The sequence below is a fragment of the Knoellia pratensis genome, assembly GCF_042666395.1.
Classification (GTDB): domain Bacteria; phylum Actinomycetota; class Actinomycetes; order Actinomycetales; family Dermatophilaceae; genus Knoellia; species Knoellia pratensis.
On sequence record NZ_JBHTDJ010000003.1, the window covers coordinates 171797 to 195617 of the forward strand.

The window sequence follows — 23821 nt, forward strand, 5'->3', positions numbered from 1 at the left end:
GCCCTTGCAGGCAGCGACACCAGAGGATAGCCGACGCCGACCCCCCTCCCGAAATCCATTCCGGGAACAGGGCAGGCTGGGGTCCATGCCACGGACTGCGGGGACCGGCTCGAACCTCAGGCCCGGTCTCGCGGTCGTCGCCGCAGGTCTGGTCCTGACGACCGCGACGGCCTGTGCACAGCCTGAACCCGACGAGCAGCAGGTGGCTGCGGCCGTCGGCAAGCTGCCCGGGGTGGTGGCCGTCGATGCGTCCTTCACGGGCACGAGTCTCGGCGGTGCAGGGGATCAGGAGCTCAGGATCCAGGTGGCCAGCCCACCCGACGCCCAGCTCGAGGACCTCATCCGCAGGCTCCCCAAGGTCCTGCAGGGAATCGAGAACGCCGACGGCTACGACGAGTTCGTCATCACCGTGCGGCCCGGCAAGGGCGCCGAGGCGGCGCCGGTCGGAGCCAGCCTCGCGTTCGGACGCGAGCTCACACCGCCCGGCCTCGCCACTCGGTGGGTCAAGGCCGTCGCGACCTCCCCGACTGGCGGACTCCGCGTTCAGGTCTGGCCTTCACCTCGTGCCCCGCGGGCGTCGATCTCCACGCATCAACCCGTCAGTGAGTCGCTCGCGTGGGCCCTCACCACGCAGCTCACCGATCTCGACTGGGACGTCGCCGAGTACCAGACCACCGGCACGCCCTACGTCCGCTTCGCACCCGCCCGGCCGCTCACCGCGGCGATGGTGCAGGACTGGAAGACCATCGAGCCGACGTATGCCGGTGACACCGGCGCCGCGTCCATCGCACGCGCCGTCGTGGTCGAGGACGTGGACGGGAGCCGTCAGGTCCGCGTGTCCGTGACCTTCCCGGCCGTGGCGGGGCCCGTCGCCGAAGCCACACACGGTGACCTCGTCTGGCCCATCGTCACCGCGATTCACGCCGCGATGCCTCCCGGCCTGCGCCTGGACCTCGAGCTCAACCGCACCGAGCGCGGCGAACAGGGCGGAGACGGTGACCTCGTCGACGGCGGCACCGGTTCAGCCGACTGGGAGGCCGCCTATCGCCAGCGGTTCCCCGACGCGGTGCCCGTCAGCGCGACACCAAAGTGAGCAGCGTGGCCTCGGGGCGGCACGCAAACCGAACTGGCGCGTAGGGCGAGGTTCCCAGACCCGCAGAGACGTGCAGGTATGCCGCCCGCTCCGGTTGCGTGGGTACGTCGCCTCCCGCTCCGGGCCACCACCGCGACAGACCCTTGGCCCGGCCCCGGTCGAGGTCGCAGTTGGTGACGAGTGCGCCATAGAACGGCACGGCCAGCTGCCCGCCGTGGGTGTGCCCGGCGAGGATCAACCCGACCCCGTCGGTCGTCATTGCGTCGAGGACCCGCTGGTAGGGCGCGTGCACGAGACCCAGCGTGAGCGCAACGTCAGGAGCAGCGGGACCGGACACGGCGGCATACCGGTCTCGATCAATGTGTGGGTCGTCGACTCCGACGAGCTCGACGCGGTGGGGGCCGACGGTCACGGTGGTTCGGGCGTTGTCGAGGTCGAGCCAACCGCCGTCGCGCAGGCCGGCGGTCAGGTCGTCGACGGGGAGGTCCGGCCGGGTCGCGCTGGGTGCCCGAGCGTGGTCGCGGGTGAGGTAGCGGGCGGGGTTCTTGGGCACGGGGCCGTAGCGGTCGTTGGATCCCAGGACGAAGGCCCCGGGGAAGTCCATGAGCGGTTCCATCGCCCGCAGCAACCCGGGGACAGCATCGATCGCAGCCAGGTTGTCGCCAGAGTTGACAACGAAATCCGGTGTGAGAGAGGCAAGTTCACGAACCCATTCGATCTTGCGGCGCTGGCCCGGTGTCAGGTGCAGGTCGCTCACCTGCAGGATGCGGACGGGCGCCGAACCTGCTGGCAGCACTGGCACCTCGAAGCGGCGCAACGTGAAGAGGTTGCGCTCAACGAGCCCGGCGTAGGCCACGCCGGCCACCCCGGCCGCCGTGACGCCGGCAAGGGTCTGGAGGACTGCCCGGGTCGTCGACGTCATCGGCCCAGTATCCCGGTTGACCCTGAGTGCGAGACTGGAGCCATGACCGACACGACTCTCAAGGGCACGCTGCGCAGCGACCTGCACGACGCCATGCGCACCAAGGACAAGGTCCGCGCCGGCACCTTGCGCATGACGCTCACCGCCATCACCAACGCCGAGGTGGCCGGGGTCGAGGCCAAGGAGCTCAGCGACGACGAAGTCCTCAAGGTCATCGCCAAGGAGGCCAAGAAGCGCAAGGAGTCGTCCACGGCATACACGGATGCAGATCGGCCCGAGCTGGCTGCCATCGAGGAGGCCGAGCTGGTCATCCTCGAGGCCTACCTCCCCAAGCAGCTCGACGACGCCGAGCTGGAGCGCATCGTGCGCGCCGCCGTCGAGACGACGGGTGCGACGGGCATGGCGCAGATGGGGCAGGTCATGAAGGCCGCCCAGGGCGAGATCGCCGGTCGTGCCGACGGTGGCCGAGTCGCCACGATCGTCAAGCGGGTCATCGCGGGCTGACCCGTCACCCGCACAACGAACGACGGCCGGAGCGACTCAGTGAGTCACTCCGGCCCTTCGCAGTGTCGCCTCGGATCAGCCCCGCGTCTTCGGCGGCTTCGGGGTCTTTCGTGGTCTGGGATCCGTTGGTGGGGTGACGATCTCGGTCGGCCTGGGCTGGCTGGTGCGTGTCCTGTTCTGCGTCGGCTGGGTTGTGGTCGACTCATAGCCTCGTGAGGTGAACAGCGTGATCGTGGCGCCGGCCACCGCCTTGGCGCTCGGGCTGGTGCGTGCGACGCGTCCCTCCTCGAGGGAGCTGTCGACACGCGACCCGACGCTGACCCTGAAGCCGGCGGCCTCGAGCTGGCTGGTCGCCGTGCCGACACTGTTGCCGATGACATCAGGGATCGCGACGTAGTTGCCGTTCAGGACCCGCTGGGACGGAGCCGTGAACTGCACGACCGGCAGCCCGTTCGTGGCAGCCGCCATGATCTTGCCCCAGACCGGCCCGGCGATCGTGCCACCGAAGACGCTTCCCGGGCAGCCGTAGCTTCCGAAGCACTTGCCGTTGAGGGTCGTGAGGTCGCCGTTGGCCTTCTGGATGTTGAGGTTTCCGACCCACACCGCCGCGGCGCGCTGCGGCGTGTAGCCGACGAACCACGACTGGTTGTGCGCGTTGGTCGTTCCGGTCTTGCCTGCGGCCGGGCGGCTACTCGTCCAGGAGCCCCTGGCCGTGCCGCGTGAATCCCTGAGCGGGCCCTCAAGCAACTGGGTGACGCCGTCGGCGACGTCCGGCTGGATGACCTGCTTGCACGGCGTCGGTGGCACCTTGATGACCTTGCCCGTTGATGTCTTGATCGAGTCGATCGGGGTCGGCTCGCAGAACTTGCCGCGTGCAGCAAGGGTGGCGTAGGAGTTGGCGATCGTCATCGGGGTCATCGTGCCGGCGCCGAGGGTGATCGAGGCGATCGAGGGGTCGATCGGCTTACCGGCACCCGTGTGCACGCCCATGCGGTCCATGACGTCGTGGACCTTCTTGCACCCGAGGTCGATGACGAGCTGGCCGAACGCTGTGTTGATCGACTCGGCCGTGGCCCTGGCCAGCGGTATGACCCCACCGCTGCGGTAGTCGTTCTCGACCGACCAGTCCTTTTCAGGGACGTTGCAGTGGCCGCGGATTTCGGACCTGGTGAAGGCGTGCGGGTCGTCCGGGGACGCCACCGGTGCATCCACGGTCCCGTCGAGCGGCATCCCCGACTCGAGCGCTGTCACCAGGGCGTACATCTTGGCCGTCGACCCGAACTGGAAGCCGAACTGGCTGCCGCCATACTGCTTGTCCACGTTGAGGTTGAGCTGGCTCTTGGCGAAGTCCGTGGCCTGGGCCATCGCGAGGATCTTGCCGGTGCCGGGCTCAAGGACGGTCGAGGCGGCGCCGAGGTTGCTCCTGTTGCCGATCGGCACGGCCTTGGTCAGCTCACGCAGCGTCGCCCTCTGGAGCGTGGGGTTCAGTGTCGTCTTGATGACCAGGCCACCCTGGTTGATGTTCTTGAGGCGCTCTGCCGGCGTCTTGCCGAGCACGGCCATCTGCGGCGATCGCTCGAGGTACGCCATCATGTAGGCGCAGAAGAACGGCTCGCTCGAGCGCTGGCAGACACCCTTCGGAGGCGTGCGGTTGCCGAGCATCGCGGAGACGGGGACCTTCTTGGCTGCGGCGACATCCTTGGCCGTGGCCGACCCGACGACCTGCATGCGGTCGAGCACGGCATTGCGTCGGGCCTGCGAGTCCTTGGGGTTGATGACCGGGTTGAACTTGGTCGGCTGCTGGACGATGCCGGCGAGGAGGGCTGCCTGGCCAAGGTTGAGCTTGCTGGCGCTGATGCCGAAGTAGTTCTGGGCAGCAGCCTCGACGCCGTAGGCCTGATCGCCGTAGTAGACGAGGTTGAGGTAGCCGGTGAGGATCTGGTCCTTGGTGTAGTTGCGCTCGACGTCGAGGGCGTACTTCAGCTCTTGGAGCTTGCGGGTGTAGGTCTTCTCGACCGCCGCCTCGGCCGCTTCCTTGTCATCTCGGCGCAGGGCGTTCTCCTGCACCGTGATCTTGACGTACTGCTGCGTGATCGTCGAAGCACCCTGGACGTCGCCGCTCGAGAAGTTGGAGACCATCGCACGAGTGAAGCCGCGAACGTCGAGGCCGCCGTGCTCATAGAAGCGCGAGTCCTCGATGGCGATCTGCGCCTTCTGCATCCATGGAGAGATGTTCTTGAGCGTCACGATGATGCGGTTCTCGTCGTAGGGATTCGCGATGAGCTTGTTGTCCGCATCCACGATCCTCGACTGCTGAGCCAGGGGTGAGACGGTGAACTCGCTCGGCAGGTCGTTGAAGGCCTCGACGCCGCTCTTGGTCGCGCTGCCGCCGGCTCCGATCGCAGGGATCGCGAGCCCGGCCAGGAGCAGGCCCATGAGCGCGCTCAGGACGACGAGCCCAGTCAGCAGACGGAGGACATGGGGCAAGTTGTGGGCGCGACCTTCCATACCATCAGGGTAACCGGCGAATCCGTGAGGGCTGCCGAGCCGCTCCGAGGTCCGGCCGAGCGGGGTGTGTGGGAGTATCTAGCCCAATAACTAGTTACTTTTAACCATATAACTAGTCCCAAAGTCGTCATGGTGCCGTTTTCACCTACTGCCTAGTTTTTGGTTAGCGCCAGTCGGGAGGGACTGGCCTCCAGCCAAGGGACAGATACGCATGACAATCACCACAGCTCCACTCACCCAGAGCACGTCCGACTGGTCCACTCGCGGCACGTGTGTCGGGACAGACCCGGACGCACTGTTCGTCCAGGGCAAGGAGCAGCGCACCGCCAAGGTCGTGTGCCGCGAGTGCCCTGTTGCCCTCGAATGTCTCGCCGACGCGCTCGACAACCGCACCGAGTTCGGTGTCTGGGGCGGCATGACCGAGCGTGAACGTCGGGCCCTGCTCCGTCGCCACCCCGCAGTCCGCTCCTGGCGCGAGGTCCTCAGCAAGACCATGGGCCGCCCGCCGGTCTGACGCACGATGTGCGTATGCCGGGTCGTCACCTTCGTGGTGTCGGCCCGGTTTTCGTTGTCCTCGCCCGGTCCAGCGGCGTATGCCGGGTCAGCCGGCGAGCAGGCGGCCGACCTCGCGCAGTCCGTCGAGGTCGTGCACGTCCGTCGCTGATGCGGCCACGGTCGACAGCTCGACGTCGGGGTGGGACGCCGCGAAGCGGGTGACGACGGCGTTCTGGCGGGCTGCGGTCGAGGCGAGATCGGCATGCAGCGCCAACAGGCCGGCCGTGAGGGTGTCGTCGGCACTGTCGTCGGCCAGCTGTTCGGCACCATCCTGCGCGCGGGACGCGGACAACGCAGCCGCCCCGAGCGACTGGAGACGGTTCACGACGACTCCGGCGAGCGGCATACGCTCCTCGCCCAACCGGTCCACGAAGAAAGCTGCCTCGCGCAACGCATCCCGATCGGGAGAGGCGACCACGACGAAGGCCGTCGTGTGCTCCTTGAGCAGGGCGTAGGTGACGTCGGCGCGCTCGCGGAAGCCGCCGAACATCGTGTCGAGGGCGGCGACGAAGGTCTGCACGTCCTGGAGCATCTGGCCGCCGAGGACCCGGCTGAGGGTGCGCTGCGCCAGGTCCACACCGACGCTGAACACCTTGAGATAGGCGCGACCGCCGACCTTGGCCGGCGCCATGAGCAGCCGGACGAAGCGGCCGTCGAGGAACGACCCGAGCCGCTTGGGCGCGTCGAGGAAGTCGAGCGCCGACCGGGACGGGGGAGTGTCGACGACGATGAGGTCCCAGGTGCCCTCGCGTTCGGCCTGCGCGCGGAGCTGGCCGAGCTTCTCCATCGCCATGTATTCCTGCGTGCCCGCGAACGAGCTCGACACGGCTTGGTAGAAGGGGTTCTCGAGGATCTGCGCGGCCTTGTCGGGCGTGGCGTGAGCCTCGACGACCTCGTCGAAGGTCCGCTTCATGTCGAGCATCATCGCGTCGAGGGAGCCGCCCGACGAGACGTCGACTCCAGCCACCGGTCGGGGCGTGTTGTCGAGCTCGGTGAGGCCGAGGGCCTGGGCGAGACGGCGGGCCGGGTCGATGGTGAGGACGACGACCTTGCGGCCGGACTCGGCGGCACGGATGCCCAGGGCGGCAGCGGTCGTGGTCTTGCCGACTCCGCCTGCGCCGCAGCACACGATGATGCCGACGCCGGGGTCGGCGAGCAGGGCATCGACGTCGAGCCGCGGGTGGTCGGGAGTCCTGGTGCTCGTGCGGGCCGCCATCACAGCATCCCTTGCTCGAGGAGCTCGTCGGCCAGGACCGCGATGCCGCCGTCCTCGATGCCGCCGACGAGGGAGGGCAGCTCGATGACCGGGGGTCCGGCGCCGGCGATCTCTCGCGTCATCTCGTCCTGGAGGGCGAGGCGCTGGGCGTGGTCGCGGCCCTCGCTGATGAGGCCGCGCACCATGGGGTTGGTCGGCCGCAGTCCTGCGCTCGTGAGCTCGGCACGGAGCACGTCGTGGAGGCCCGCATCGGCCCCTTGGAGGGCCTTGAGGTGCGCAGCAGTGAGGTGCGGCTCGCGGATCTGGTTGACGATCAGCGCGCCGATGTGGAGACCGACGTCGGCGAGGTCGCGCAGTGCGTCGAGGCTCTCCTGGACGGGCATCTCCTCGAGCAGCGTCACCATGTGGATGAGGGTCCGCCTGTCGCGCAGCATCCGGGTGATCGAGTCAGCCTGTGACTTGATCGGGCCCACCTTGGCGACGTCGGCGACCCCGGCATTGACGTTGAGGAAGCGCACGGCCCTCCCCGTCGGCGGCGCATCGAGGACGACGGCGTCGTAGTGCAGTCCGCTGGACCTGCCGCCGCCGCGGCCCCCCTTGGGGCGGCCGGCCGCTTCGTAGACCTTGCCGATGAGCAGGACGTCGCGCACCCCCGGCGCGATGGTCGTCGCGAAGTCGATGGCGCCGATCTTCTCGAGGGCCGAGCCCGCGCGACCGAGCTTGTAGAACAGCTGGAGGTACTCGAGCAGGGCGGCCTTCGCGTCGACCGACAGCCCCCACAGCTCGCCGCCGCTCTTGTGGGCGATGAGGCGGACCTCGCCTGTCCCCAGCGGTGGCACGTCGAAGGTCTGCGAGAGCCCCTGGCGCCCCTCCACCTCGACGATCAGGACGCGCTTGCCGGTGCTCGCGAGGGCAAGCGCCAGGGCTGCGGCGACCGTCGTCTTGCCGACCCCGCCCTTGCCCGTGACGACGTGCAGTCGGGCGCCCGTGATCTCGGCGGGGAGGGTGGGTGAGGGCACGGGCTCAGCGTACGGCGACCGGCACTAGGGTGGGCCACATGCAGAAGTGGGAGTACGCAACGGTGCCGCTGATGATCCACGCGACGAAGCAGATCCTCGACAACTGGGGTGAGGACGGCTGGGAGCTGGTCCAGGTCGTGACCGGCCCGGACGGCAACGGTCTCGTGGCCTACTTCAAGCGCCCGAAGGGAGCCTGACCATGAGTGCCGTTGAGGATCGTCTCGCCGAACTTGGACTGACTGTGCCCGATGTGGCGCCGCCCGTCGCGGTCTACGTGCCGGCCGTGCAGGACGGGTCGCGCATCTTCACGTCCGGCCAGCTGCCCATGGTCTCCGGTGCGCTCGCGGACACCGGCAAGGTGGGCGAGGGTGAGGGCCTGGTGTCGCCCGAGCGCGCCAAGGAGCTCGCCCAGATCTGCGCCCTCAACGCCATCGCTGCCGTGAAGTCCATCGTCGGAGACCTCGACAAGGTCGAGCGAGTGGTCAAGGTCGTCGGCTTCGTCGCGTCCGACCCGTCGTTCACCGGCCAGCCGGGCGTCATCAACGGCGCCAGCGAGCTGCTCGGCCACGCCTTCGGTGACCGGGGCATCCACGCGCGCTCCGCCGTCGGTGTCACGGTGCTTCCCCTCGACGCGCCTGTCGAGGTCGAGGTCATCGTCCACGTCGCCGACTGACAAGCCTCTCCCGTATGCCGCTTCGCGAGTTCCCTGCCCCGCGCTCCGGTGCGTGGGTCGAGAACGCTCGGGCCTGGCTCGCGTCACCGGGTGAACCCTTGGTGCCCCGCGGCGCCGCCACGGTGCTCGTCGTGCGCGACACCCCGAACGGTCCGTCGGTGTTCGTCCAGCGACGGGTGTCGACGATGGAGTTCGCGCCGTCGATGTACGTCTTCCCCGGTGGTGGCGTCGACGCTGCAGACGCCGACGCTGACCTGGAACCCGCAGAGGTCGAGGCCTTGGCTGCGCGGATGCAGTTGCCGGCCGCCGACGCCAAACCGTTGGTGGCAGCCGCAATCCGCGAGGTCGAGGAGGAATGTGGGCTTCAGCTGTCCGTGGCCGACCTCGTCCCGCGAGCCCACTGGGTGACTCCGGCGTTCGAGAAGCGGCGCTATGACACGTGGTTCTTCGCCGCCCCCATGCCTGACGGCCAAGAGGCCCTCGGCGCCACGACAGAGACCGACCACGACGCCTGGGTGACGCCGCAAAGTCTCCTTGCGGCATACGCCGAAGGCAGGGCAGTGATGCTGCCGCCGACCGTGGTGATGCTCGAGCAACTGGCCACGTTTGCGTCCGTGGCCGACTTCCTGGCCGACTCCCCGGCCCTCACCGTGGTCGCGCCCGAGCTGGTCGACCTCGGCGACCGCCTGGTCATGCGCTCCCACCTCCCCTGACCTGACGAGCGGACCAATGGACATGTAGTGCTCTGCGGTCCTCTCGGGCGCCGTGCTCAGTGGCCCCGGTTCGACCTCCGACTGCTGGATCACTGCATGTCCATTGCCCCTGTGGACAACTCGGCGGGCGTCAGCTTGAGGTTGGGCAGGCTTGTGGTCATGTCCGTTGCGCTCACGCTCACACGCTTGGGTGGATGCGCTCGCGCCAAGGAGTTGCGACGCCGACACTCGGGCAGAGCCCTTGCCAAGGCGCTCCGCAACGGTGAGGTCATCAAGGTGGGGCGAGGTCGCTACGCCCTCCCCGCCACCGCCGAGCATCGCCGCATCGCCCACGCACGCACGGGGGTCCTGTCCCACCTGAGTGCAGCACAGGACCACGGCTGGAAAGTCAAGAACGTGCCCGAGCGGCCGCAGGTGACGTTCCCCCGCACGCGCCGCCTCCGGTCTGGCCAGCGAGAGGGGATCGACCCACACTGGGCTGACCTCGATGGCGCAGAGCGGGTGGCTGGAGTCACGTCGCCGCTGCGCACTGTGCTCGACTGCGCCCGCACCCTGCCGTTCGACGAGGCCCTGGCGGTCGCCGACTCGGCGCTTCGCTCCGGAAAGGTCGATGTGGTCGAGCTCCGAGCAACGGCCGCCGGGTTGCAGGGCAAGGGCGCCGGGGCCGCGCGTCGGGTTGCTGAACACGCGGACGGTCGGGCGGCCAACCCGTTGGAGTCCGTCCTGCGCGCTCTCTGCATCGAGGAGGGATTGCTGCTCACCCCGCAGTTGGAGGTCGCCGACCCCGGGCTGTTTGCCAAGGTCGATCTGGGTAGTGAGGAGCTGCGCCTCATCGTGGAGGCGGAGGGGTATGAGACGCACGGCACCCGCAAGGGGCTGCGTCGGGACTGTCAGCGGCACTCGCTCTTCGCGATCTGGGGCTGGGCGTCGCTGCGGTTCTCCTTTGAAGACGTCATGTTCGAGCAAGATTGGTCGCGCTGGGTGCTCCGGTCATGGTTGGCCATGCACAGCGGGGGCGTGCCTGCGTCGCCCCCGAACCGGTTCCGTGACGCGGCGTGAGCCAACGGACATGCAGTGCTTCACTCGGGACTTCGGCACCGTGCGGCTGGATCCCTCAAGACCGGGACCGGCTGGACCACTGCATGTCCATCGGCTCACGGTCCTGGTGTGGGTGGCAGGGTGGGGACATGGCTGAACCGAGCTGGAGTGGTGGGCAGATCACGACCCGGGCGCATTGTGTCCTCGCGCCCAACCCAGGGCCCATGACTCTGGAGGGCACGAACACGTGGGTGCTCCTCGAGCCCGGTGGCACAGAAGCCGTGGTGGTGGACCCGGGCCCGCTCGACGAGGGCCACCTCCAGCGCGTATGCCGCGTGGTCGCCGATGCTGGCGCCCGCGTCACCCTCACAGTGCTCACCCACAAGCATGACGACCACGCCGAGGCAGCCCCGCGCTTCGCCGAGCTCACCGGCGCACCGACCCGCGCCGTCGGACGCGGCCACAACGACCTCGCTGACGGTGACGTCATCACTGCCGGCGCTCTCGAGGTCCGCGTCGTCGCCACCCCGGGGCACACGAGCGACTCCGTGTCCTTCGCGCTCGCCTCCGACCACGCGCTGCTCACCGGCGACACCGTCCTCGGGAGGGGCACCACAGTGGTGGCGCACCCGGATGGTGAGCTCACGGCATACCTGCAGTCCTTGGAAAGACTGGCGAACCTGACGGGCAAGGGCGAGGTGACCAGCATCCTTCCCGGCCACGGTCCCGTGGTCCCCGACGCCGCAGCGATGGTCGCCTTCTATCGGACCCACCGGCAGGAACGGCTCGAGCAGGTGCGCCAGGCCCTCACAAGTGGGGCGGCACAGGAGCCGGACCCGGTCGAGGGCGTGCTCAAGCGGGTCTATGCGGACGTGCCGCGTGACGTGTGGCCGGCGGCGAGGATGAGCATCCGAGCGCAGCTGGACTACCTCGGGGTGAGCTGAAAGTCAGCGCGCGCGGCGCTGGAGACGCTCCATGTCCTGGACGAGCACGGCGCGGGCCTCGAGCTTGAGCCAACCGCGGGTTGCGAAGTCGGCCAGCGCCTTGTTGACCGTCTCGCGGGAGGCGCCGACGAGCTGGGCGAGCTCCTCCTGGGTGAGGTCGTGGCTCACCATGACGCCACCGTCGACCGGGCGACCGAAGCGTTCGGCCAGGTCGATCAGGGCCTTGGCGACACGGCCGGGGACGTCAGTGAAGACGAGGTCGGCAAGCGACTCGTTGGTGCGGCGCAGGCGGCGGGCCAGGGCGGCGAGCAGCGTGGCGGCAACACCGGGACGCTCCGCGAGGAACGTCTTGAGCTGCTCGTTGGTGAGTCCGACGATCTGGGTCTCGGCCACAGCGGTCGCGGTGGCCGTGCGGGCACCGGGGTCGAACAGGCTCAGCTCGCCGAACATCTCACCCGGGCCGAGGATGGCGAGGAGGTTCTCGCGACCATCGGGCGAGGAGCGGCCAAGCTTGATCTTGCCCTCGCCGATGACATAGAGCCGGTCACCGGAGTCGCCCTCGCGGAAGAGGATGTCACCGCGCTCCATGTGCTGGGGCGTCATGGACGCGATGAGGCTGTCGGCGGTCTCGTCATCGAGAGCCGCGAAGAGCGGGGCTTTGCGCACGACGTCGTGATTCACGGCGCCAGTGTGCCACGAGCCGTGGGTGTGCCGCGGGGTCTGGTGAGGTCCGGTTGCGGTCAGTGCCTCGCCGTAGTCTGTTGCGCGTGCCTGCCACCCCCCTTTCGTATGCCGCTGAGTCACCTGTCGCACGTACGCGGCGGGCCCGCAAGATCTACCGAGCGCTCGTGGATCGCTACCCGTATGCGCATGCCGAGCTCGACTTCGAGACGCCGCTCCAGCTGCTGCTCGCGACGGTGTTGTCGGCCCAGACGACGGACGTCACGGTCAACAAGGTGACGCCGGAGCTGTTTCGTCGGTGGCCCACTGCCGAGGCGCTCGCGGCCGCGGACCGCGAGGAGATGGAGGCCGTGCTCAAGCCGACGGGCTTCTTCCGAGCCAAGACCAACTCGGTCATCACGTTGAGCCAGGCGCTCGTTGACCGGTTCGGTGGCGAGGTGCCGCCACGGCTCAAGGATCTGGTGACCCTGCCCGGGGTGGGGCGCAAGACGGCCAACGTGGTGCTGGGCAATGCCTTTGGGGTGCCTGGCATCACGGTGGACACGCACTTCGGGCGGCTGGTGCGCCGCTTTGGCTGGACCGAGGAGACCGACCCGGTCAAGGTCGAGCACGCCATTGGGGCGCTCTTCCCGCGCAAGGACTGGGTGATGCTCAGCCACGTCCTGATCTTCCACGGGCGGCGCACCTGTCACGCGCGTCGGCCGGCGTGTGGGGCGTGCCCGGTGTCGCAGTGGTGCCCGTCCTACGGGGAGGGTGAAACCGACCCGGCGACGGCGCGCAAGCTGCTCAAGTACGAGTTGGCGCCTGGTGCGGAGCTGCCCACCCCTCCGCCCGGCCCCTTGCCGGGTGAGCTGCGTCTGGATTCTGCAGCGGCGGAGACGGCGTGAGTGCACCTCTCGCGGGTGCGCCCCGGCCCGAGTGGATGGCCCGGGTGCTCGCCTCGGTGGGCGACGAGCTGCCCGCGGCCTTCGCCACCTTCAAGCCGCCGGAGGACCCCGATCGTCGCTCGGCGGTGCTCATGCTCTTTGCGCCCTCGGTGGATGGAGGCTCGGACGTCGTGCTGACGGCGCGATCCCGCGACCTGCGCGCCCACCCGGGGCAGGTGTCGTTCCCCGGAGGTCGGGTGGACGCGACGGATGCCGGACCGGTCGAGGCGGCGTTGCGCGAGACCGAGGAAGAGGTCGGGGTCGACCCCGCCACGGTCGACGTCGTCGCGGAGATGCCTGCACTGTTCCTCACCCCGAGCGGCAACGCCGTGACGCCGGTCCTCGGCTGGTGGCCGACGCCGGGCGACGTGCGCGTGGTCGATCCGGCCGAGGTGGAGCGGGTCGAGCGGGTCTCGGTCGCTGACCTCGTCGACCCGGCTCGCCGATTCACCGTCGCGCACCCGTCCGGCTATCGCGGGCCGGGGTTCGAGGCGGGCGGCTTGTTCGTGTGGGGCTTCACGGCGCTGCTCCTCGGTGCGGTCTTCGACCTGGCGGGACTGGCCCAGCCGTGGGACCCGGAAGTCGAACGCCCCATCCCCGAGCACGTGCTGTCCGACTGGATGCGCAACCGCAACTGACCACAGACCGGCTTCGTGCCCCGCACGGACACGACGTCGCTGCGCTCCTCGTGTCCGTGCGGGGCACGAAGTCGAAAGGTGCGGCGACAGCGCGCGGCAACTCAGCGGCATACCCGCCACACTGCCGGACGCAAGCCTTGGGTCAGGACTTGAGGGTGGCGATCGTCTGCTGGGCCTCGGCGATGGCGCGGCTCGGCGCCGGCTTCGCCTTGGCCAGGGCGTTCTTGCCGAGAAGTCCGAGCACGCCGGCGACGATGAAGAGCACCAGCGTCACGATGCCGTAGCCGGCCCACACGGGCAGCCACTCGGCGATGACGCGAGCGAGGGTGTGGAACAGGAAGATCAGGCCGAGCAGGCCGAGGAAGGCCGCCCCTGCGAGGAGGCCGACACCCTTGCTCATGACCTTGGCGCCGGAGGAGACCTCGGCCTTGGCCAGGGCGATCTCGCTGCGGACGATGCCCTGCACGTCATGGGTGGCATCTGCGACGAGCTGGCCGATGGTCCGCTCGGGTCCGGTTTCGGTTGTCATGCGCTCACCTTTGCAGGTTGTGACGGGCTGGTGCGACTGTCCCGACCTTACCGAGTGGTATCCGATCGCGGTTCCGGGTCCACCGCGGGCCGGTCCTGGAAGGCATCGGGCACGCCGTCGCCGTCGTCATCGACGTTGTCCTCCTGCTCGATCCGGCGATAGATCGCATTGCGCCGACGCAGCACGATGGAGGCGAGGACGGCGGCGAGCACGGAGCCGGCGATGACGGCGAGCTTCGCGTGTTCGTCGTTCTCGGACCCGGGGCCGAAGGCCAGCTCTCCGACGAGCAACGACACAGTGAAGCCGATGCCGGTGAGCAGGGACAGTCCGACGACATCACTCCAAGACAGGTCGTCGTCGAGTTCGGCGCGGGTGAAGCGGGCCATGACGAAGGTGCTCCCCAGCACGCCGATGACCTTGCCCAGGACGAGGGCGAGGACGATCCCGATCGCCACCGGGTCACGCAGGGCCTCGCCGACGCCTCCACCGACGACGGTCACACCGGCCGCAAAGAAGGCAAACACAGGCACGGCCACACCTGCTGAGAGGGGCCGGAGCCGGTGCTCGAACCGGTGCGCCACATCGGTCTCCGCCGACAACGTCGACACGGACGGCACACTCGCCCGCGGCTTGACCGGGACGATGAGCCCGAGCAGCACGCCGGCGACGGTCGCGTGGATCCCCGAGGCGTGGACGAGGGCCCACGTTGCGAACGCCAGGGGGACGAGCAGCCACACGATGGCGATCCGCCGTTGGACGAGGAACCCGAACGCCGCCAGCGGCACGAGCGCCAACAACAAGGCAGCCACGTCGAGCCCGGATGTGTAGAAGATCGCGATGATCGTGATGGCGATGAGGTCGTCGACCACGGCAAGCGTCAGCAGGAACGAGCGCAGCCCCGACGGCAAATGCGACCCGATGACGGCGAGCACCGCGAGGGCGAAGGCGATGTCCGTCGCGGTCGGGACGGCCCAGCCGCGCAGCGACTCCGAGTCGCCGCCACCCACGAGCACCACGACCGTGAAGACGATCGCCGGCACCGCAACCCCCGCCGCCGCCGCGATGACCGGCACCGCAGCCCTGGAGGGCGAACGCAGGTCGCCGACGAGGAACTCACGCTTCAGCTCGAGCCCGGCCACGAAGAAGAAGATCGCCAACAACCCGTCGGCTGCCCATTGCCCGAGCGACAGCTCCAGGTGCCAGGGCTCGAATCCCACTCGGAAGTCGCGCAGCGCGGCATACGCATCACGCCACGGCGAGTTGGCCCAGACGAGAGCGGCGACGGCGGCGATGAGGAGGATCGCGCCGCCGACGGTCTCGGTGCGCAACGCCTTGGTGACGACCTGCGTCTCGATCCACGTCGGTCGACGGAAGAGACGGTCCTGGTCCTTGCGGGTGGTCATGAGGCCCTTTCGGGGTCGGTGGCAACGTTGCCGACCAGACTTCCCGGCGCACCTGGCGTCCATTCTACCGGCGCTGTCGCCGCCGCCGGTCCGCCGAACTGTAGGTGAACAGTAGGCGGTATGCCGTGTGCGCGTCATCCGTGGTCCATCTCGCCTCGCGACCATGGGTGGCATGGCGTACCCCTCGCAGGTCGGCCCACTCGCCATCGCCCACCGCGGTGGTGCAGGACTCGCACCCGAGAACACGTTGGCCGCGTTCGCGCGGTCGACGGCCCTCGGCATCCGCTATCTCGAGACCGATGTCCGCCTCACGAGTGACGGTCAGCTCGCGTGCTTCCACGACGAGACCCTCGACCGAGTGACGACTGCGCGTGGTCCCGTGCGCCACCGCTCGATGGCCGAGTTGCGCCGGCTCGGCGTGGGCGGCGAACCGATCGTCACCCTGTCCGAGGCGCTCGAGGCTTTCCCTCACTCCAGATTCACCGTGGACCTCAAGGAAGCCGACGCGATCGCACCGATGGCTCGGGTGCTCGCGCGCCGATCTGTCGGCGAGCGTGTCTGTGTCGCCGGCGCTTGGGACGGCTGGTTGCGGCGCCTTCGAGAGTTGGCACCCCACGCCCACACGGCCCTCGGCTGGCGCTCCCTCACCACGCTCATCTCCTGCGCCCGGGCCGGCGTGAGCGCTCCGCGGTGGGTGCGCACCGCCGAGTTCGCCCACGTGCCGGTGTCCCTGGGGCGGGTACCGGTGTTCGTCGACCGGCTCGTCGACAAGGCGCACGCACACGGCATACGCGTCATTGTCTGGACCGTCGACGAACCGCTCCTGATGGACCGCCTCCTCGACGCTGGCGTCGACGGCATCATCACGGATCGCCCAGATCTGTTGCGGGAGAAGTACATTCGCCGCGGGATCTGGGAGCCAATGCCATCATTCCCGACGTTCACGACCGAACGCGCTCCGCGACGAGCAGGGTGACGAGGGCGGCCGCAGCCATCGCCGCACCGGCCCAGATCGTCGAGACGTAGCCCAATCCGGCGGCGATCGTCACTCCACCAAGCCAGGCGCCAAGGGCGTTGCCCACGTTGAACGCCGCGATGTTGGCGCCACTGGCAAGCGTCGGCGCGGAACCGGCATACGTCATGACCCGCAATTGCAGACCCGGCACGGTCGCGAACCCGAACGCCCCCATGAGGACGAGCGAAACCATTGTGGCGAACTGCGATTCGGCGGTGAGAGCGAAGCCGATCATGACGACAGTGAGGACGGCGAGTACGGTGAGGAGGGTGCGCGGGACGGATCGGTTGGCCGCGCGTCCGCCCAGGATGTTGCCGATGGTCGTGCCGACGCCAAAGAGGACCAGTAGCCACGGCACGGCGCCACTCGAGAAGCCGGAGACCTCGGTGAGCGTGAAAGCGATGTAGGTGAACGCGCCGAACATTCCGCCGAACCCGAGGACGGTCACGAGCAGCGAGAACCACACCTGGCGGTTCGCAAAGGCAGACAACTCATGGCGTATGCCGGTCGGCTGGCTTGCGTCTCCGGCTGCGCCTTCGGTTGTGCGGTTGTTGACCGATGCGGGCACGAGTGCGGCAATGGCGACGAGTGCCAGGGCGCCGATGACGGTGATGGCCCAGAAGGTCGAGCGCCAGCCATAGGCCTGGCCGAGGAGGGTGCCGAGCGGGACGCCGAGGACGTTGGCCGTGGTGAGCCCGGCGAACATCAGCGCGATGGCGCTGGCCGCGCGCTCCTTGGTCACGAGGCTGGCGGCGACGACGGAGCCGATGCCGAAGAAGGCGCCGTGACAGAGGGCGGCGACGATCCGGCCGATCATCATCACGGTGTAGTTCGCGCCGACGGCCGAGAGCAGGTTGCCGATGATGAACAGCACCATGAGGCCGATGAGGACCTGTTTGCGGGGAAGTCGGGCCGCGGCGAGGGTGAGGCCGACACCGCCGACGGCGACGCTGAGGGCGTAGCCGGAGATGAGCCAGCCGGCCGCGGTCTCGGTGACGTCGAAGTCACGGGCCACCTCGGGGAGCAGTCCGGCGATGACGAACTCGGTGAGCCCGATGCCGAAGCCGCCCACGGCGAGCGCAAGCAAGCCGAGCGGCATACGCCGCGTCGTGGTCGCTTCTTCAGGCAGTGTGAGCATGGACGCCACTGCAGTTCCTTCCGAGACGAAATATAGCGCGTGTGCAACTACTGAGGTGACGTTAGTTGCATGCGCTGGATATTGCAAGCGCTACTATTGGGCCATGGGTATCTCCGACGACGCCGTGCAGATCCGGTCCCAGGGCTGGCGCCGACTGGCTGCTCTGCACCAGATGATCGAGTCCGAGCTCGAGCGCGCACTGCAGGAGAAGCACGCCCTGTCGGTCGTCGAGTTCAGCGTCCTCGACTCGCTGTCGCGACAGGACGGCTGGCACATGCGCATGTCGCAGCTGGCCCGGGCCGCAGCCCTGTCACCGAGCGCGTCGACGCGCCTCGTCAACCGACTCGAGGACCGCGGGCTGCTGACGCGCATCCTCTGTGATGACGACCGGCGTGGGATCTACACAGAGCTGACGGCCCCGGGTCGGGCCCTGCTCAGGAAGGCCCGGCCGACGCACGACCGCGCGCTGGCCGCTGCGGTGGACGCGGCCGAGGCGACGCCGGAACTCGCCGACCTCGTCGCCGCCCTTCCCGAGCTCACCGGCCTCACCGCCCGCTGAACCACCGACTTCGTGCCCGATACGGACAGGCTCGCTGCCGTCGCATGTCCGTATCGGGCACGAAGTCGCAGTTGGGCCTGACCTGGCACCCAGACCCCAGACCGACTTTGTGCCCCAAACGGACACGCACCGTCGCCCGAAGGGCTCCGTCAGCGTGTCCGTTTGGGGCACAAAGTCGAGGGTGTGTCGGGTCAGTCGGAGGAGTCCTTGGACAGGCCCTGCTGGATGAGGTTCATGACCGAGGAGTCGGCCAGGGTCGTGACGTCGCCGATGTCGCGGTTCTCGGCGACGTCCTTGAGCAGGCGGCGCATGATCTTGCCCGAGCGGGTCTTGGGCAGCTCGGGGACGACCATGATCGAACGCGGCTTGGCGATCGGCCCGATCTCCTTGGCCACGTGGTTGCGCAGCTCCTGAACCGTCTCGTCACCGCGGTCCTGCGAGCCGCCGCGCAGGATCACGAAGGCGACGACGGCCTGACCGGTCGTCTCGTCCGATGCACCGACGACGGCGGCCTCGGCCACGGACGGGTGCGACACGAGCGCCGACTCGATCTCGGCGGTCGAGAGGCGGTGACCGGAGACGTTCATGACGTCGTCGACGCGACCGAGGAGCCAGATGTTGCCCTTGGCGTCGTACTTCGCACCGTCACCGGCGAAGTAGTACTTCTCGCCGAAGCGGCTCCAGTAGGTCTCCTTGTAGCGCTCCGGGTCGCCCCAGATGCCGCGCAGCATCGACGGCCACGGCTTGGTGAGAACGAGGTAGCCCACCTTGTCGGCTTCGGTGAACGGCTTGCCGTCGTCGTCGAGGATCTCGGCGCTGACGCCGGGGATCGGACGCTGCGCCGAACCGGGCTCGAGCGTCGTGACACCGGGGAGCGGGCTGATCATGATCGCGCCGGTCTCGGTCTGCCACCACGTGTCGACGATCGGGGCCTTGTCGCCGCCGATGTTCTTGCGGTACCAGAGCCACGCCTCGGGGTTGATCGGCTCACCGACCGAGCCGAGGACGCGCACCGATGACAGGTCGAACTTCGCGGGGATGTCGTCGCCCCACTTCATGAACGTGCGGATCGCGGTTGGCGCCGTGTAGAGGATCGACACCTTGTACTTCTCGATGAGCTCCCACCAGCGGCCTTGGTGCGGGGTGTCCGGCGTGCCTTCGTAGAGGACCTGTGTCGCACCGTTGGCGAGCGGCCCGTAGACGATGTAGGAGTGACCCGTCACCCAACCGATGTCGGCGGTGCACCAGTAGACATCCGACTCCGGGTGCAGGTCGTGAACAACGGCATTGGTGTATGCCGTCTGGGTCAGGTAGCCGCCCGTCGTGTGGAGGATGCCCTTGGGCTTCCCGGTGGTGCCGGAGGTGTAGAGGATGAAGAGCGGGTGCTCGGCGTCCATCGGCTCGGCCGTGTGCTCGGGGCTCTGCGTGTCGACGAGGTCGTGCCACCACACGTCACGGCCTTCGGTCCACTCGACCTCGGAGTCGGTGCGCTTGACGACGAGGACCTTCTCGACGGGCGTGTCTCCACCGGCGAGGGCCTCGTCGACGGCCGCCTTGAGGGGAGCCGGCTTGCCGCGTCGCCACTGACCGTCGGACGTGATGACGACCTTGGCCTCGGCATCGTTGATGCGGGTGCGCAGGGCCTCGGCCGAGAAGCCGCCAAAGATCACGGAGTGCGGTGCACCGAGACGGGCGCACGCGAGCATCGTGGCGATGGCCTCAGGGATCATCGGGAGATAGATGACGACCCGGTCGCCGGTCTTCACACCCAACTCGATGAGAGCGTTCGCTGCGCGGGACACGTCAGCCAGCAGGTCGGCATACGTGATCGTCCGGGTGTCGCCACCGGCGCCCTCGAAGTGGATGGCGACGCGGTCGCCGTTGCCGGCCTCGACGTGGCGGTCGACGCAGTTGTAGGCGACGTTGAGCTCGCCACCGACGAACCACTTCGCGAACGGAGCGCCGCCCCAGTCGAGGGTCTGGTCGAAGTCCTTGCTCCACGTGATGCGCTCGCGGGCCTGACGTGCCCAGAAGGCCTCGTAGTCGGCGTCGGCCTCGGCATAGAGCGCCTCGGTGCCGTTGGCCTGCGCCTTGAGCTCGTCGCTCGGGGAGAGGTCGAGCTCGGCCAGGTGGCTGGAGAGGTTCTCGTCGGTCACTTCGGGCTCCTCGTCGTTGGGGAATGCGTGATGCACAACACTGCTTGGTGCTCAGCCAACCCTGTTCGGCCCCGCGCATCAACAGTGGGTCCGGTCCTCGTCGCCCGGAGGCGGGTGACCTGCGACGGACGGTGCGACGAGCGGCACACGCTCGCACCATCCACCGCTGACCCGCAGTAACCTCACCTTCCATGGGCGAAGCAGAGACTCACGCCGACGTCAGAGCTGACGCCGTCACCACCTCGACCGGCGCGAGCACCGTGCCGGCCGCGACGAGCGAGGCCGCGGCGACCGAGACAACCTCGGTCCCTCGCGACTGGATGGCGCTCATCAAGCGGATGTGGCCGTTCGCCGGCATGGTCTTGGCCGCCATCCTGTGGTGGCCTGTCGCGTTCTCCGGCACTGGCGAGTGGATGACCCTGCCCGTCAGCGCAAAGGAGGGCTCGTTCCTCTTCCTCGGCACCCTCGTCGGTGCTGCGGTCGTGTCCGCTCTCGTGACGGCCCCCTGGCCGCGCTTCGGCATCGCGTTCGGGCTGACCGCTCTCGGCTGGGTGATGACGGGTGTGGGCCCGGGACTTCCGGGAGAGCGGACGGCCCTCGCGGCACTGGCCGGGTTGGGACTTCTTCTTGGCCTGTGGGTCGGAGCCCGCGCTCACGGTGGGCCCGTGGCCGTGGCGACGTTCCTCGCGATGGTGGCTGGATTGTCGCCGGCGACGTGGGGGAGAGGTCCGCTCCTCGCCGTGGCGGTCGCGCTGCCGTTCTGGATCGCAAGCAAGGACCGAGTGGCCCCCACGATCCTCGCTCTGGTGCGAGTCGTGGTGACCTGGCTCGGTGCGGTGCTCATCGCCATAGGGCTGCGCGCCGGTTGGTTCAAGCTGAGCCCAGGGGTGCTCGGCGATGACCCGCTCGAGGCGGCGAAGGTGGTCGGGAGCGAGTTCGTGAAGTACCTGCGCGAGAACTGGTCGGACATTGTCGAGGCGTCGGCCCGTGCCTATACAGGCTGGATCTGGCTCGCGGTCGTGCTGGCGATTGCCTTTGTTGTGGCCGCCGCACTCGTCAAGCGTCAACGCACCAAGGCGAGCTGACCGCCTGACCCGAGCGGGCTGGATACCCGTATGCCGTTCGGCCGGATTGTCGGTACGTCGAAGGAGTCAGGCCGCCCAGGGCGGGGTGCCGACCAAGGTGCCGTCGGCCATCGTGGCGACGAACCCTGAGCGGATCGCGACGATCAGACGGGCCGGTGCGTCGCTCGGATTGCTGAGGGCGATGGCCTCACCGGCCGGAATCACGGCGGTGTCACCGGCACTGACCTCGGCGCCTCCGGGGGTGATCTGCACCCGGCCGTCGAGCACGACGAACACTTCGTCGTGGTCCAGCGTGTGCGAGCGGTCGCCGACCAACCCCGCCTCGACGTCGAGCTGCCAGACGCAGGTCTGGGGTGAGCCCAGGCTGGGTGAGGCGAGGGCGGTGAACTGCACGCCGGGAAGGTTGAAGACCGGTGCGTCAGCGGCGGTGTTGAGCTGCATGGTGTTCCTCCGAAGTAGACAAGTCCACTTGTGCAAGTGGGCTTGGCTATCATGCAGGAGTGACTGATTCCGCGCAACCAGTTCCCGATCTCGGCATTCTCGTGCTGCTCGGCTACCAAGGCTTCGTCCGGCAGCTGCACGACGACATGGCCACTCACGGCTTCGACGACCTCGGCCGCTCGGATGGTGTGGTGATGCGGGTCCTCTCGCAGGGGTCGCGCAAGGTCAGCGAACTCGCGATGCTGCTCGAGATCAGCCCGCAGGGGGCGGCGCAGGTGATCGCCGACATGGAGTCCCGGGGGTACGTCGTGAGGACCCCCGACCCCGGAGACGCCCGAGCCCGACTGGTTGAACTGAGCGAGCGGGGGCGTGGTGCCATCGCCGCAGCCCGAGCCTTCCATCGACGCTTCGAGGTCGGGGTGGCGCGGCGCCACGGGGCAGACGCGCGTGACACCTTCCGGTCGATCCTCAACGAGATGGCTGAAGCCGCGCCCGGCGGCCTCGACAAGGAGTTGCGCGCGCTCTACCTGTGAGCAGTCGGCGACAGGTGCCCCGGCAACATGGTTCGTCGACTCACTTGTAGAGGCGGGCCTTTGCCTCACGAACAGTGAGATTCACGGGTGTGCCCTGCACGTCGACAGTGCCGGGGATGGCGATCCACTGGCCGCCGTTGAGGCGGAACCGGCCACCATAGGTCGTGTCGAGCCGAGTCGGCATGACACCGGGCTTGGTGTAGGTCCAGCGGATGTCGCCGTTCGGGTGAGGGCCACCGAGGGATGTCGTGGGCTCACTGGAGTTGCCGTCGCCGTAGACGTAGGTGAGCGAGCGGGCCTCGGCCTGGATCTCAAGTCGATAGCCGAGCAGCGGAGTCGCGTCGATCTCATCGGGTCCGACGCCAGCCTCGGGCCACGTGGCCTCGAAGTAGGTCGGCAGGTTGACGAGGGTGACGTTGCCGACGGGCTGGATCTTGAGGTCGCCCTTGGTGAAGTTCACGTCGCGGAAGGCCTGCATGATCTGAGCCATCGTCGGCAGGTTGCTGCCGGGCAACATGTCCGGGAAACACGTGACGCCCCACTCGGCCCACTGTCCTTCGGGTTGGGTGACAGGCGTCCCGTCGGGGTTCACCAGACGACGCAGCACCACGGCCTGGAACTGGCCGTTGGTGCAGGCAGCGGCCGCAGTGCCGCACCCCGCGTTGGCGTCGCCCTGGTTGCAGTTGATGCGGGTCTTGTACTGCCAGCGTGGCCCGGGCTTCCCCACGGCCTGGGCGGCGTCGTCCCTCGCCTTCCTGAGCTCCTCAAGCGTGAGTGTCACCTTCGTGCCGTCACCAGTGAATGTTCCTCCGGTGCCAGGTTTCTTGTCTGCGTTTGCCGATGGCGCGAAGGCAAAAAGGGACAACGTCAGCAGGAGGGTGGCGATCCACCCCGCGCGCCTCACAGTTCCTCCATGCCGTACATCTGCCAAGCACCACTGATCCACCGAATCGCGGCGGCATTCTTGGTCTTGGCCGCGTCGAGCTTGCCTTGCGAGGAGCCATCCTTGTAGTAGTCAACCGGCAACTGCTCATACGTGAAGTTGATGATCACGCGCTCACTCGTGGCGGCGTTGGCGAGGGCAGGCTCATGGATCTGAACCGGCGCTTGCTTCACCAGCCAGCCGTTGTCGACGTAGTCCTGCAGGCTGGTCTGCAACTTCTTGCAGGCGATGCAGGCCTTGTCGCTGATCGAGAACAGGTCCACCGTGCCGGGCGCCGTCTGACCGCGGTTGACTTCGGCGACGAAGAAGTTGAGGAACGCCACGGCGCCGGCTTCGGTGCGGGCCCGGGCTGCTGTCGGGACGCTCGCGTTCGTCGAGGGAGATGGACTCGTGGTCGGCGACGAACTCGGCGAACCAGAACCTGACGGCGATGCCGAGGGACTCGACGCAGTCGGCGTTGGCGTGGTGCTCGGCTCGTCCTTGTCGCTGCAGCCGGCCAAGGCCAGCGCGGTGATGGACAACATGGCCGCAGTGCGACCCCAGGTCTTGTTCACGGATTTCCCCACCCGTCGTGTGTCAAGGACTCAGG

26 protein-coding genes are annotated in these 23821 nt (G+C 68.4%); 14 read left to right on the top strand and 12 right to left on the bottom strand.

Translation table 11 applies throughout. The features are described 5' to 3' along the window. The first annotated feature begins 85 nt into the window (after positions 1–85). Positions 86–1093 (top strand): hypothetical protein, encoded by a 1008-nt coding sequence (locus ACFQRE_RS10595; RefSeq protein ID WP_380122003.1) that lies wholly within the window; start codon positions 86–88, stop codon positions 1091–1093. Here the strand turns inward: ACFQRE_RS10595 and ACFQRE_RS10600 are convergent. Next, positions 1074–2015, bottom strand: coding sequence for a metallophosphoesterase (locus ACFQRE_RS10600; RefSeq protein WP_380122005.1), 942 nt, complete (start codon positions 2013–2015; stop codon positions 1074–1076). The genes ACFQRE_RS10595 and ACFQRE_RS10600 overlap by 20 nt on opposite strands. Before the next feature lie 42 nt (positions 2016–2057). On the opposite strand from ACFQRE_RS10600, the gene ACFQRE_RS10605 reads away from it, so the two are divergent. Beyond that, positions 2058–2519 carry a GatB/YqeY domain-containing protein gene (locus ACFQRE_RS10605; protein WP_380122007.1) on the top strand — a complete coding sequence of 154 codons (462 nt, stop codon included), beginning with the start codon at positions 2058–2060 and terminating at the stop codon, positions 2517–2519. Between the two features lie 75 nt (positions 2520–2594). On the opposite strand, the gene ACFQRE_RS10610 is transcribed toward ACFQRE_RS10605, so the two are convergent. Continuing rightward, positions 2595–5027: a transglycosylase domain-containing protein gene (locus ACFQRE_RS10610; RefSeq protein ID WP_380122009.1), complete on the bottom strand. Its 2433-nt coding sequence runs from the start codon at positions 5025–5027 to the stop codon at positions 2595–2597. A 211-nt stretch (positions 5028–5238) separates the two neighbouring features. On the opposite strand from ACFQRE_RS10610, the gene ACFQRE_RS10615 reads away from it, so the two are divergent. Then, positions 5239–5541, top strand: coding sequence for a WhiB family transcriptional regulator (locus ACFQRE_RS10615; RefSeq protein WP_380122012.1), 303 nt, complete (start codon positions 5239–5241; stop codon positions 5539–5541). 87 nt (positions 5542–5628) lie between these two features. Here the strand turns inward: ACFQRE_RS10615 and ACFQRE_RS10620 are convergent, their stop codons facing one another. Together ACFQRE_RS10620 and ACFQRE_RS10625 are read right to left on the bottom strand one after the other, a co-directional pair. Next, positions 5629–6798, bottom strand: a complete 1170-nt coding sequence (locus ACFQRE_RS10620) for an ArsA family ATPase (protein ID WP_380122014.1) — start codon at positions 6796–6798, stop codon at positions 5629–5631. After that, positions 6798–7817, bottom strand: coding sequence for an ArsA-related P-loop ATPase (locus tag ACFQRE_RS10625; RefSeq protein ID WP_380122016.1), 1020 nt, complete (start codon positions 7815–7817; stop codon positions 6798–6800). The genes ACFQRE_RS10620 and ACFQRE_RS10625 overlap by 1 nt, the downstream gene beginning before the upstream one ends. A gap of 38 nt (positions 7818–7855) precedes the next feature. On the opposite strand from ACFQRE_RS10625, the gene ACFQRE_RS10630 reads away from it, so the two are divergent. The 5 genes from ACFQRE_RS10630 (at position 7856) to ACFQRE_RS10650 (ending at position 11185) form a co-directional block, all read left to right on the top strand. Next, entirely contained in the window at positions 7856–8014 is a 159-nt protein-coding gene (locus ACFQRE_RS10630; protein ID WP_009776320.1) for a DUF4177 domain-containing protein, read from the top strand. Positions 8015–8016: 2 nt separating this feature from the next. Then, complete coding sequence (locus ACFQRE_RS10635; protein ID WP_380122019.1) at positions 8017–8490, top strand: RidA family protein; 474 nt, start codon at positions 8017–8019, stop codon at positions 8488–8490. 14 nt (positions 8491–8504) lie between these two features. Further along, positions 8505–9203, top strand: coding sequence for an NUDIX hydrolase (locus ACFQRE_RS10640; protein WP_380122021.1), 699 nt, complete (start codon positions 8505–8507; stop codon positions 9201–9203). A gap of 159 nt (positions 9204–9362) precedes the next feature. Further along, positions 9363–10262 (top strand): DUF559 domain-containing protein, encoded by a 900-nt coding sequence (locus tag ACFQRE_RS10645; RefSeq protein WP_380122023.1) that lies wholly within the window; start codon positions 9363–9365, stop codon positions 10260–10262. A gap of 128 nt (positions 10263–10390) precedes the next feature. Further along, a complete protein-coding gene (locus ACFQRE_RS10650) occupies positions 10391–11185 on the top strand; it encodes an MBL fold metallo-hydrolase (protein WP_380122025.1) in 795 nt (264 codons plus the stop codon). 3 nt (positions 11186–11188) lie between these two features. Here ACFQRE_RS10650 and ACFQRE_RS10655 read toward each other — a convergent pair whose 3' ends face one another. Next, positions 11189–11866 carry a Crp/Fnr family transcriptional regulator gene (locus ACFQRE_RS10655; RefSeq protein WP_353952425.1) on the bottom strand — a complete coding sequence of 226 codons (678 nt, stop codon included), beginning with the start codon at positions 11864–11866 and terminating at the stop codon, positions 11189–11191. An 80-nt stretch (positions 11867–11946) separates the two neighbouring features. On the opposite strand from ACFQRE_RS10655, the gene nth reads away from it, so the two are divergent. Both nth and ACFQRE_RS10665 read left to right on the top strand, forming a co-directional pair. Further along, complete coding sequence (nth, locus tag ACFQRE_RS10660; RefSeq protein WP_380124234.1) at positions 11947–12753, top strand: endonuclease III; 807 nt, start codon at positions 11947–11949, stop codon at positions 12751–12753. Then, positions 12750–13430 (top strand): NUDIX hydrolase, encoded by a 681-nt coding sequence (locus ACFQRE_RS10665; protein ID WP_380122028.1) that lies wholly within the window; start codon positions 12750–12752, stop codon positions 13428–13430. The genes nth and ACFQRE_RS10665 overlap by 4 nt, the downstream gene beginning before the upstream one ends. Positions 13431–13572: 142 nt before the next feature. Here the strand turns inward: ACFQRE_RS10665 and ACFQRE_RS10670 are convergent, their stop codons facing one another. Beyond that, positions 13573–13959 carry a phage holin family protein gene (locus tag ACFQRE_RS10670; protein WP_380122030.1) on the bottom strand — a complete coding sequence of 129 codons (387 nt, stop codon included), beginning with the start codon at positions 13957–13959 and terminating at the stop codon, positions 13573–13575. A 47-nt stretch (positions 13960–14006) separates the two neighbouring features. Next, entirely contained in the window at positions 14007–15362 is a 1356-nt protein-coding gene (nhaA, locus tag ACFQRE_RS10675) for a Na+/H+ antiporter NhaA (RefSeq protein ID WP_380122032.1), read from the bottom strand. A gap of 172 nt (positions 15363–15534) precedes the next feature. Here nhaA and ACFQRE_RS10680 point away from each other — a divergent pair, with 172 nt between their 5' ends. Then, a complete protein-coding gene (locus tag ACFQRE_RS10680; RefSeq protein WP_380122034.1) occupies positions 15535–16338 on the top strand; it encodes a glycerophosphodiester phosphodiesterase family protein in 804 nt (267 codons plus the stop codon). Here ACFQRE_RS10680 and ACFQRE_RS10685 read toward each other — a convergent pair. Next, a complete protein-coding gene (locus ACFQRE_RS10685; RefSeq protein WP_380124238.1) occupies positions 16304–17476 on the bottom strand; it encodes an MFS transporter in 1173 nt (390 codons plus the stop codon). The genes ACFQRE_RS10680 and ACFQRE_RS10685 overlap by 35 nt on opposite strands. Positions 17477–17618: 142 nt before the next feature. Here ACFQRE_RS10685 and ACFQRE_RS10690 point away from each other — a divergent pair, with 142 nt between their 5' ends. Further along, positions 17619–18074: a MarR family winged helix-turn-helix transcriptional regulator gene (locus tag ACFQRE_RS10690; protein ID WP_380122037.1), complete on the top strand. Its 456-nt coding sequence runs from the start codon at positions 17619–17621 to the stop codon at positions 18072–18074. 191 nt (positions 18075–18265) lie between these two features. Here ACFQRE_RS10690 and acs read toward each other — a convergent pair whose 3' ends face one another. Next, positions 18266–20230, bottom strand: coding sequence for an acetate--CoA ligase (acs, locus tag ACFQRE_RS10695; RefSeq protein ID WP_380122039.1), 1965 nt, complete (start codon positions 20228–20230; stop codon positions 18266–18268). Between the two features lie 191 nt (positions 20231–20421). On the opposite strand from acs, the gene ACFQRE_RS10700 reads away from it, so the two are divergent. Next, positions 20422–21315 carry a hypothetical protein gene (locus ACFQRE_RS10700; RefSeq protein ID WP_380122041.1) on the top strand — a complete coding sequence of 298 codons (894 nt, stop codon included), beginning with the start codon at positions 20422–20424 and terminating at the stop codon, positions 21313–21315. A 66-nt stretch (positions 21316–21381) separates the two neighbouring features. On the opposite strand, the gene ACFQRE_RS10705 is transcribed toward ACFQRE_RS10700, so the two are convergent. Then, positions 21382–21756, bottom strand: a complete 375-nt coding sequence (locus ACFQRE_RS10705; protein WP_380122043.1) for a cupin domain-containing protein — start codon at positions 21754–21756, stop codon at positions 21382–21384. A gap of 59 nt (positions 21757–21815) precedes the next feature. Here ACFQRE_RS10705 and ACFQRE_RS10710 point away from each other — a divergent pair, with 59 nt between their 5' ends. Further along, positions 21816–22289, top strand: coding sequence for a MarR family winged helix-turn-helix transcriptional regulator (locus ACFQRE_RS10710; RefSeq protein ID WP_380122045.1), 474 nt, complete (start codon positions 21816–21818; stop codon positions 22287–22289). Between the two features lie 40 nt (positions 22290–22329). On the opposite strand, the gene ACFQRE_RS10715 is transcribed toward ACFQRE_RS10710, so the two are convergent. Together ACFQRE_RS10715 and ACFQRE_RS10720 are read right to left on the bottom strand one after the other, a co-directional pair. Continuing rightward, a complete protein-coding gene (locus tag ACFQRE_RS10715; RefSeq protein ID WP_380122047.1) occupies positions 22330–23070 on the bottom strand; it encodes a hypothetical protein in 741 nt (246 codons plus the stop codon). Between the two features lie 119 nt (positions 23071–23189). Further along, a complete protein-coding gene (locus ACFQRE_RS10720; RefSeq protein ID WP_380122049.1) occupies positions 23190–23786 on the bottom strand; it encodes a DUF6318 family protein in 597 nt (198 codons plus the stop codon). Positions 23787–23821 lie beyond the last annotated feature (35 nt).